Origin of the sequence: Rhodopirellula sp. MGV, from assembly GCF_002251265.1 — a bacterium.
GTDB lineage: Bacteria > Planctomycetota > Planctomycetia > Pirellulales > Pirellulaceae > Stieleria > Stieleria baltica_A.
In genome coordinates this window covers 1-10,044 of the sequence record NZ_NPDI01000070.1, presented here as the reverse complement: position 1 = coordinate 10,044, position 10,044 = coordinate 1, and the positions used below count along the sequence as shown (strand labels likewise).

The window sequence follows — 10,044 nt, the reverse complement described above, 5'->3', positions numbered from 1 at the left end:
ATGTGATGAAGCAGCGATTCAAACCAGCAACGCGCAAAGCACGTAAGGCTGCCGCCGGAGTCAAGCTGCAACACCCCGAATCACCGCAAGAATACAACTACCGCGTCACGCCAGAGATCGCTCAGTTTTAAAATTGGCGTCCCGAGCGAAAGGCGACACTTGATAGTCAATTGCCCGGTGGAACGGTTTTCGTTTTCGGGTCGACGAGTTTGTTGCAGAGTTGGTTGAGCAGGGGGGCTAGTAACTGCTTCGCGCCGTAGGCGGAGAGGTGGTTGTCGTCGTGATAGTACCAACCGTTTTCGTCGGCAACCTTTGAATCCTTCGATTCGTCGAAACAGAATTGCCATGTGTCGAGGACATTGGTGTTCGCCGATCGCATCTGATCGATAATCGCGTTCGCCTTGTGGTGGCGGTCTTGGTTCCATGCGAACGACGAACCCTTGACGTCGCCACTACCAAACGTCGCTGCGAAAAACGATCGTCTGGCAGGCAAGCCTTGTTGTGTCGGAACTTGGGTCAGAATCCAAACTCGTGCCCCCGCTTGCTCAATCGCGTTGATCGTTCGAGCCAAGCTGCGGGCCATCGTAGATCCGTCAAGTTCCTGGTCTGGTTTGGTTTCGCTGTCGACGACAATCACTTCACGGCTGCCATTCGGCAGGCCTTCGACGTACATCGTCCACCGCGCGACAAGAACCACGTCCGAAATTTCTCGTTCGCGAATGTACGACATGACCGCGTCGTTCCACGTCAGGATGGCTTCACTCGGACGTCCCAGGCACCAAGCATCCAATAGCGGTGGGAATCCACCATGAGTCGCGAACGCTGCGGCAAGACTGTTTGACTTCAGCGTTTGGTCGATCGCGTCGAACATGCAATGCAAGTGACTGTCACCCCAAAACAAGACCTTCGGTGACTCGGTTGCGTTACCAATCACTGGGAAGCCCATATTGGTGGCGTCTTTCAAGTTGCATTTGGGAATGGTCGGCAGGGCAACCGTCGGGAGCAATGCTTGGGTTTTCGGAGTTCGATTCGGGATGCCGTCCATCTGCCAGATCCCGACCGAAAGAGTGGTGATTCCGATCGTGGAAAGTGTTGCGGCAAAGAAATAGGTTTTGTAGGTCCACGACGGGGCAGGGCGGCGAAGTGGCGTTTCGATAAAACGCCAAGAGCAATACGCGATCAACGACGAGACCGCGAGCAGCACAAGTGCGGGGACCGTCTCGGGTTCACCATAGAAGCCTCGCCAAAACGCGAAGAGCGGCCAGTGCCATAGGTAAAGCGAATAGCTCATCAAACCGACCGCGACGATCGGTTTCGCTGAGATAGCTTTTGCCGGTGCGGAGACTCGTACGGAATTGACGTAGATGAAAATGGCCGTGGCAAAGCAGGGCGGTAGCGCCGCCGCACCGGGAAACGGTGTTGCCGAGCTGTAGCACCAACCGGTGTATAGGATCATTGCAAGGCACACGAAGCTGGTCAACGCGATCGCCCAGGATGGGATGCGTTTCGGGCTCGGCAGAAAGCAAACAATGCCTCCGATGATCAGTTCCCAAGCTCTTGTGGGCAGCTGGAAGAACGCAAAGCTGGTGTCGTGCTGGACGCCATAGAGGCTGGACGCAAAGGACAGTAGCCCGATGATCGACAGAACGCACAATAGCGTCTTGCGTCCTAGGCGGTGCAGCAGCATGAAAAGGGCAGGGTAGAACACGTAAAACTGCTCTTCGACTGAAAGCGACCAGGTGTGGAGCAGCGGTTTCAGCTCTGCTGGTCCTGCGAAGTAATCGATGTTCCTCCAGAAGTAGATGTTGGAAGACATGACTTGTTGTGCGATCGCAGACTTTGCCGTCGACACGAAGTCGTCAGGGAGCAGAAAGAAGAAGCTCGCCACCAGGACAGCCACGACCATTACCGACGCGGCAGGGATGATACGCCGGATGCGTCTGACCCAAAAATGGGTGATCGAGAATGTGCCGGCGTCGTGTTCTTTGAGAAGCAACCCGGTGATCAAGAAACCGGAAATGACGAAGAAAACGTCCACACCGATGAAGCCGCCGGTAAACCCTAATCCCGCATGAAAGAGCACGACCAGCGTCACCGCGATCGCTCGCAGTCCGTCGACGTCGGGGCGATACTTCATTTCAGACATCAATTCGCAGTCTGGGCTACTGTCGCGGCAATCAGATCGTTGCAGGTGTTTGCTGAAATGAGAATCGTCACGTCGGCGTGCGAGCGGTTAGGCAAAGCAGACATTCTGCTGAACGTTCAGTGCGGCGTCACACCCCATTCCTAGTGTTGTGAATCCACTAGCCCGATTCCGTTGAGTTGGTTGTTCCGTAGAGAACGTTTTGACTTCTTCGGGAACAATCGAATCGGTTCATGCGATTTGGCCATCGTTGGGGCCTTCAGTAAATCGAAATTCAGCTTCCAATGGCTCGGCTTAGTTGACGTGTATGAATGGCGGCGTCCCGATCTTTATCGATAAAAATCGATCCAGTGGAGTGTGATCGTTTTTGCATTTTCGGCGAAGGCCGCTTTGGGGAGTTGTAGTTCAAAGTAGCCATGCACGGGTGGTTTCAGGGCGATCGGTTTTCCATCTTCGTCGAAGGCGTCGAGCTTGATCCAGAACGGCGATTCGCGGTCCAGTGGCGAGTCTTCGGAGCCGCCCTTCCAAACGCGAAATTTGCCGGTCTGGCTGACGATTGATGCTTCGAGTGTCATGTCACCACAGACCAGCTTGAATTTTTCGAGACCGTTGAGGTACAGCCGCAATTTGATTTTCGGTGGCCAATGCTCGTCGTTGCGCTCGATCGTTGCTCGGCCAATCCCGCGAGGGCTGCGTAAAGAGAACAACACCGTGTCGTCATCGACATTGACCGTGACTTCGTCGTCATCTCGATTGCTGGAGATCGAAAACGATGGTTCGCCGTCGGCGCTCGCTGTGTGTTGGTCGCCAATGGCTGCGAACATACCGCGTGCGAACAAACTCCCAGCGAACAAACTGAGAACGAGCCAAAAGAGAAGCAATGGCGTAGGTACGTAGCGCATGGTCGATGCTTTGGCTTGATTCGTGAGTCCGGGACTGTTCGTTGATTCAACGTTGTCACACAATGAACCAAACCCGCAGGCAAGTGTCATTCTAACCGTTAAATTGAGAGACTTGCGAGATCGAGCGTGAGGCGGTGCGGGACGCGATTTTAGGATCAGAGCTGGAGAACGATGAACGCCATCATTGAATCGCTATTGAATTACGTTGCCGAAAACTGGCCGGAACTAGTTTGGATCGTACTGGCGGCGGCGACCGCATCGTACTTCGCCGGGAAGCGATCGCGGTCGAGCTGGCTGCGCCGTGATTTCATGAACCGCTTGAATGTGTCGTTGACCTCGATCGACGAAGGGACCCTGCGGATTCGGACGATTTTAGAAATGGATGTCGATGCGATTTTTTTGAACTCGTCGGCGTCTCGCAAAATCGTTTCGTTGGCCAAGCAAACCACCGAAACAGACCCCCTGATCACGATCCCAAAAGCGGACTGTTGGTTCTACCTGAATGCCGTGTTGAATGAAATCAGTGAGCGATTCTCACTCGGTCACTTGCGGCGTGATGCGGGGGAATCGATACGCCGTGTCGAATACGTGATCTGTCTGACCTGTGAGCGTGCGGGACAGGTTCGTACGCAGAAGATCCGCGCGATGTTGGTGCAGAAATCGCTTTTGGAGAACCTGCCACAAGTGCAGCCGAATTTGGAGCAAGAGTCGCACATCACGCGGTGGGAGACGCTGCAGATCCTTGCGGATCGCTATAAAACGGTCCCGCATTATTTCTTGCCGATCGAAATTTGTTTGTAATCGAAATGGCTACCGAGACAATCGCTTGGCTCGTTGGGAGATGCCGTTCTGATGGAGCGTCAGCGCATAGGCGGGGGCATCGCCCCGGACGTGAAATTCGAGCTGAGCTTTGACGCCTCGATACGACCACTTCGTCGGCGAGTCAGCGAACACTTGCTGCGTTGGCTGGTTGGTAATGCCAACCATCAATCGATCGCCTTGAAGTTTGACGTCGAAGATGAAGTTGGGCGTCAGCTGATAGCGGCCGACAAGTCGTTTCGGATCGACTTGCGAATCGTCGCCGTCGGGCGATTTGGCGGATGGGCCTGACGTCGATTGGGGCAGTTTACTCATTGCCGCGGCAACCATTTCATCGCATGCGGCAAACGCTTGAGGCTGCCCCGTGTTGGTGTTGACGATGACGGCAAAGTCGCTTTCGGGTAACACCCAGATCAATGAAAACATGTTTGTGTTGGAGCCGGCGTGATTGAGTGCGGGGCCGTTTGGTGTGGGGACACAGATCCAACCGCATGCGTACTTGGCACCGGGACTGGTGTGATCGACCAGCGGTTTTTGAAGATGGTCGAAGGACGCTTGGGTTTTCAAAACCGGTTCGGGTTTGCCACGCAGCAGCCACTGGGCGTATTTCGCGTGATCTTCGATGTTTAATCGCACTGTGCCGGCTGCGGCGTAGACGCTTGGATTGTCTGCGCCTGCGGTCCGAGGATCGATGGGAGTTCCGTCGGCTTTGTGTCCCCAGACGAAAGGCGGCCGCATCTGTTTCGCCGTTTTTAGCGTGCGAAATTCGGCGGAACGCATGCCAAGCTGATCGAACAGGTGTTCCTGCATTAGCGATTCGAATGATTGGCGTGCGCGGGTTTCCAGCATCGCCGACGCAACCGCATAACCCATGTTCGAATAGGCAAACTTGTTTTGTGGTTGCGTGGGGGCCGACGCAAGGGCGACGCTTAAAAGCTGCCGACGTTCCAAAACGGGAGATTGAGCTTCTTTGAAAAAGTCTGACCACGCGGCTGGGTCCAGCTCGGAAACGTTGGCTGCCATGCCGCTTTGGTGCGAGAGCAGTTGTTCCAACGTGACCGAACGAAGTTTCGGATGCAGGTCCTGGCTAGATGCTTTTGGCCAGACATCGCCGATTGTGGTGGACCAGTCGATTTTGCCTTCGTCGACGAGCACCGCTGCCAACGTCGCGGTCATCGATTTGGTATTCGAGCCAATCGAGAATTTATCATCGATGGAAATCGGATCATCGAAGCCGCGATGACGAGTTCCGACACATCCGGACTGAACGGTTCCCTGGCTGTTGACGATTGTGAACGCCATACCCGGTACGTCATGCCGGTCACAGATCTCGGACAGTTTGGACGCGAGCTCGTTGCGTGCGGATTGCGCTTTGCAAATCCCGGTACTGGCGACGACCAAGGTCAACGCAATTGTCAGTTGAGGCAGGTAGTTCATTGGGGAGGTGTTGCAGGCGGGGGATGACTAATCAGCGTTTGATTCATGCCAGAGCCGATCGCAATTGGCGTAGGTCATTCGTACGGTTCGCGTTTCGAGTGTACCTGGCTGTGATTCGAGTTCGAGTGTAACGATTGGTTTGGGGACCTGTCCCATCTTCGAGAGCACTTCGACGAGGTCTTCTGCAAATCGTTTCTGTGCTTGTTTGCCAAACTGTTTTTTCGCAAACGTCATGATTTGATCGGTGGACGTGCCGTCGATCGAGAGCAGAGGCATCCATTCATCGACGATGCGAACAATGGGAAGGTCATTTTGCCAACGGACTCCGGTGAACGGTGCCAGCTTTGCGTAGCCGTCGTCGGTGACCAATCGGCGATTCTCAATCGGGACGGAATGTTCCAGCAGTCTCCGGCCAAACGGATCAAGTGATGGGCCGCCGCAATTGGTGAGCATCACCACCCCAACTTGATGGTCGATTGAGTAGCCGATCCAGGCGCGGCAATTTCCCCGACCGCCGTTCTTTTCCAGACATCGTCCAACGCCAAGCGAAGCATTGATCGACCAGCCGAGTGTATTGCGGCTCGACGTTCCATCCGCTAGCGGTGTCGCGGTTCGGAATTGTTGCAACTGTTGTTCAGAAAATGGGCCTGGCTGCATTTGGGAAATCAGGAATTTGGCTAAGTCGTCAGCGCTCGCGATCAAGCCTCCCGATCCGGCCAGACGTGTTGCCAACGAATGCGATTCGGGGTCACCACCACGGCTTTTCGGCTTGTATCCGGTTGCCGGATGCAGGCGTGGATTGCCTTCGATGCCGGTACCGGTTAGCTGAAGCGGTTGGCAGATCATTTCTTGAATCAGTTCATCGAGCGACTTCTGGGTGGACCTTTCCAGCACATGCCCCAGCAGACCGAAACCGAGGTTCGAATACGCTTCGTCGGTGCCAGGTTGAAACTCAAGTTTTACCTTTGCCAGCTGCGGGTAGAGCAGGGCGGGGCGGAGCTCGTAGCGTCCCGAGGCGGTTTGCACAGGCCCCGGAATGCTTCGTGGGAGTCCCGAGGTGTGTGAAGCGAGCTGGCGTAGCGTGATCGTTGCACCGACCACTGGCGTGTTGCTGATGGAGATATCCGCGGGAAGGTATCGCGTTACGGTGTGGTCCAAGTTGACGACGCCTTGGTCGTGTAACATCAACGCGATCGATGCGGTGAAGACTTTCGTGACCGACGCGACGTGATACTGAGTTTGCAGCGTTACTGGTTTGCCGGTCTGTTTGTCTTCGACACCAAACACGTCTTGGATGACGACCTTGCCGTCGCGAATGACGACGACGGCAAGACTGGGATAGTAGGCGGTCGCGAGCTGTTCAAGCCAGTCGTGGGTGTTGGCAGTGTCAGCTAAGTCAGTTTCAGCCAAAACGATCTCATCAGCCTGCACGTCCTCGACTTGTTGGTCAGATCGGAGCTGGGACACGATCACCCCGCACGCGGCCGTCAGCAGGACTGCGGCGAGAAGACGCTTGGTATTGTGCGAGGGCATCGGGTGGCTGGACGCAAAAGGTAGAAGCAATGTCTAAAATGGCGATCTCCTATTGTTACCACGGTGAAAGCGGGACTGCATCAGAGCGGAGGAAACTTTTACATTCCGTTCACTATTGTCGAATCGTCCAATCTGGGCGTTTTTGAGTTAACAAAGCTTCTCCCAGCGATAGGATTCAAAGCGGAAGGCGGCGTTGATTTCGAACAACCTTTGATCTGAGAAAGAATTGATGAAAAAACGTGACTTGGTCCTCGCCCTCGTTTTTGCGTGTACCGCCAAGTTTGCTGTTGCTGAAGATTGGCCGCAGTGGCACGGCCCGAATCGGGATGCGATGTCGAAAGAGACCGGGCTGCTGCAGCAGTGGCCGAGCGACGGTCCTGCGTTGGCTTGGAAAGTCGAGGGGATTGGGACTGGCTACAGCGCGCCATCGGTCGTCGCCGGAAAAATGTTTGGGTTGAGCAACCGTGGCGAAGACGAAGTCGTCTGGGCGCTTTCGGAGTCTGACGGCAAAGAATTGTGGGTGACGAAACTCGCCCCGGCACTGACCGAAGGCATGCCACAAGGAATCGAGGGTGGTGGTTGCACCCCAACGGTTGAAGGCGATCACATGTACGTGATTGGGGCAGGGGGCACGATCGCATGTTTGCAGGTTGCGGACGGCAAGATTGTTTGGCAGCGAAGTTTGCAAGACGACTTTGGCGGGATCCTGCCGACTTGGCGATACAACGAGTCGCCATTGGTCCAAGGTGACTTGGTGTACTGCACGCCAGGCGGTCCTAACGCGACGATGGCGGCGCTCAATAAGAAGACGGGCGAAACGGTTTGGACGAACCAGTTGATTGCCGAATCGGGAGAAGCCGCGCCGGAACGCAGCGAAGGACGTCGAGGCGGGGGCCGCGGACGTGGACGCTCGGGACCGCGCTCGGGGGCCGGGTATGCGTCGCCGATTTTGATCGAAGCCGCTGGCAAGCCACAGGTCGTTCAACTGACGGCAAAAGCGATGGTGGGTGTCGATCCAACCAGCGGCGAATCGCTTTGGCAATACGATGCCCCAGCAAACCCTATGGGAATTAACTGTTCGACACCGATTTACAAAGACGGACTCGTGTTCGGCGCTTCAGCCTATGGGAACGGCGGCGGGGCGGTTGAGTTGCAGAAGTCAGATGACGGCGAGATCACGGCCGAAGAGGTTTACTTCACACCGAAGATGCAAAACCATCACGGCGGGATGATCGCTGTCGACGGCGCGCTTTATGGTGCGAACGGTGGGAACGGCGGTGGCGTGTTGACGTGCCTGGATTTCCACACCGGTGACGTGTTTTGGCAAGACCGAGCCGCACAGAAAGGGGCGTTGTTGTTCGCCGATCAACGGTTGTACTTGCGAACGGAAGACGGCACGCTGATTTTGATCGAACCGAACAAGGACGAGTTTGTTGAACGCGGACGCTTCGAGCAGCCTGACCGTACGAAGTCACCTGCTTGGACGCACCCTGTGATTGCCAATGGCAAGCTCTACATTCGCGATCAAGACACGTTGTATTGCTACGATATCAAGGCAAAGTCGTAGTTGAATTGGGTTCGTCGGCGAGTTCCAATAGGCCCAGTCGCCAAGGAATGTCGCCGTAGGATCCGACGCCGTATTCACTGTCGCTTGCCCCTTGAAAGACCATCTTCATTTGGTCCGGGGCAATCGACAGATGCTGGTCGTTGGATTCACGCAGCAGTTCACCGTGGCTGTAGGACTGTGCCCAAGACGTCGATTGGTTGAGCACGTTGGCTGGGCTGACGAAAGGCATCTTGTCGCTATCAGCGAGCGGTGCCCAAACGCCGGCGAGATTGTCAGCGAGGTAGGCTTTAAAAAATCGTCTTCGTCCCCGTTGGGCTTCGACAAACGTCAAGTAGCGTCCCGTGTTGCCAACGCGGTAGGTGTGGCTGGCTTCAAAGATGTCAGCCCGCAGAGCAACCTCTGGATCGGTCCAACCTTTGTCGGGAAAATTGGCGAGCTCCGTTTGGGCTCGCCACATCGTTCCGTCGAGTGACGTGAAAAACAGAAACGCAAACTGGTCGTCACAAATCACCCAAAAGTCGAGGCCGGCTTTGTTGCCTGCTTTGACTTCGTAGAGCGGTTTTGGAAGCGTCCAGTCCTGAGGTTCGGTGATGTCTTTGTTGGTTGAGTAACAGGGGCCGTATTTCAGGCCGCGAGTGCTGTCGACGGCTTGATAGATCAGGTACCAAGTTTGCTGCGGGGCGAAGTAGAAAACCTGCGGGGCGCCGTGGTATTCCTCCGTCAGGTTGAGCAGCTGCCAAGTCGCTTCGTTCGCCTCGTCCCACTGCGTGAATGACAGGTAGCCGATGCGGATGCGTCCGTTGCCATCGATTTTCTTTCGCAGCGAACAGAACAGGTGCCAGCGTCCGTCGTGCTGCACCACAGACGGGTCTTTGATTGCGATCCAAGGATGCTCGGAGGAGTCGGGCAGTTTTCCGTCGTTTGTTGACAGGAGCGTTTGGCTGACGCGCCATTCGAATCGACCGTCGAGCCAGCTAGGGAAATTCGCGTCAGGCGTTTGGGCGATGCAGGCGGTCGAAAACGCGAGCGTGGAGAGGAATCCAATGGCCGCGAGTGTGTAGCGGGGCAGGGCAGTGGAGTTTCGAGGAATGCGGTTGAGGTGCATTGTCCGCTCGCGTTGCGGGTGTGGGCTCGTCGTCGCAGCCAAAATGTTTACGATTGGGGGCCATCATAAACGATTTGTTTCTCCCCTACCGAGGCTTCCCACCATGGCTCGATTGGCCCACCACGTCTTTTTCACGCTGAAAGATAAAAGCGACGACGCAGTTAACAGCTTGGTCAACGACTGCAAAGAATATTTGGACAACCATGACGGCGTCGTCGACTTTGCCGTGGGACGACGTGACACCGAACTGAGTCGCGAAGTGAATGTCAAATACGACGTCTCGCTGCACGTGATCTTCCAAGACCGTGCGACGCATGACGTCTATCAAACCGCACCTCGTCACTTGACATTCATCGAGCGTCAGAAACCAAACTGGGCTCAAGTGCAAGTTTGCGACAGCTTGCTCGAAGACTAGTGCCGCAGATTCTAATTCCTATGCCACTAGCGCGAGGATCTGCTGAGTCTTGGTTGATTGCGTTTTTTCACGCCAAGTTCGTGGGCGTTTGAGCCTCTCGGATTTTTTCCCTGTTCCGTCATA

General features: G+C 55.4%; 8 protein-coding genes. 3 read left to right on the top strand and 5 right to left on the bottom strand.

All coding sequences use genetic code 11. The features are described 5' to 3' along the window. Positions 1-166: 166 nt before the first annotated feature. Together CGZ80_RS24360 and CGZ80_RS24355 are read right to left on the bottom strand one after the other, a co-directional pair. Positions 167-2,146 (bottom strand): acyltransferase family protein, encoded by a 1,980-nt coding sequence (locus tag CGZ80_RS24360; RefSeq protein WP_094418295.1) that lies wholly within the window; start codon positions 2,144-2,146, stop codon positions 167-169. Between the two features lie 326 nt (positions 2,147-2,472). After that, on the bottom strand, positions 2,473-3,045 hold the full coding sequence (locus CGZ80_RS24355) for a hypothetical protein (protein WP_143544128.1): 573 nt from the start codon (positions 3,043-3,045) through the stop codon (positions 2,473-2,475). Positions 3,046-3,216: 171 nt separating this feature from the next. On the opposite strand from CGZ80_RS24355, the gene CGZ80_RS24350 reads away from it, so the two are divergent. Then, the gene (locus CGZ80_RS24350; RefSeq protein WP_094418293.1) at positions 3,217-3,846 is read left to right on the top strand and encodes a hypothetical protein; all 630 of its coding nucleotides are present in this window, start codon (positions 3,217-3,219) and stop codon (positions 3,844-3,846) included. Between the two features lie 9 nt (positions 3,847-3,855). Here the strand turns inward: CGZ80_RS24350 and CGZ80_RS24345 are convergent, their stop codons facing one another. Together CGZ80_RS24345 and CGZ80_RS24340 are read right to left on the bottom strand one after the other, a co-directional pair. Further along, positions 3,856-5,301 carry a serine hydrolase gene (locus tag CGZ80_RS24345; protein WP_094418292.1) on the bottom strand — a complete coding sequence of 482 codons (1,446 nt, stop codon included), beginning with the start codon at positions 5,299-5,301 and terminating at the stop codon, positions 3,856-3,858. A gap of 27 nt (positions 5,302-5,328) precedes the next feature. Next, positions 5,329-6,834: a serine hydrolase domain-containing protein gene (locus CGZ80_RS24340; RefSeq protein WP_094418291.1), complete on the bottom strand. Its 1,506-nt coding sequence runs from the start codon at positions 6,832-6,834 to the stop codon at positions 5,329-5,331. Positions 6,835-7,063: 229 nt separating this feature from the next. Here CGZ80_RS24340 and CGZ80_RS24335 point away from each other — a divergent pair, with 229 nt between their 5' ends. Then, complete coding sequence (locus tag CGZ80_RS24335; RefSeq protein ID WP_094418290.1) at positions 7,064-8,401, top strand: PQQ-binding-like beta-propeller repeat protein; 1,338 nt, start codon at positions 7,064-7,066, stop codon at positions 8,399-8,401. Here the strand turns inward: CGZ80_RS24335 and CGZ80_RS24330 are convergent. Further along, positions 8,385-9,548, bottom strand: coding sequence for a non-reducing end alpha-L-arabinofuranosidase family hydrolase (locus tag CGZ80_RS24330; RefSeq protein WP_094418289.1), 1,164 nt, complete (start codon positions 9,546-9,548; stop codon positions 8,385-8,387). The two genes, CGZ80_RS24335 and CGZ80_RS24330, sit on opposite strands and share 17 nt — an antisense overlap. 61 nt (positions 9,549-9,609) lie before the next feature. Between CGZ80_RS24330 and CGZ80_RS24325 the strand changes: the two genes are divergently transcribed. Then, positions 9,610-9,921 carry a Dabb family protein gene (locus CGZ80_RS24325; protein ID WP_094418288.1) on the top strand — a complete coding sequence of 104 codons (312 nt, stop codon included), beginning with the start codon at positions 9,610-9,612 and terminating at the stop codon, positions 9,919-9,921. The last annotated feature ends 123 nt before the right edge of the window (positions 9,922-10,044 follow it).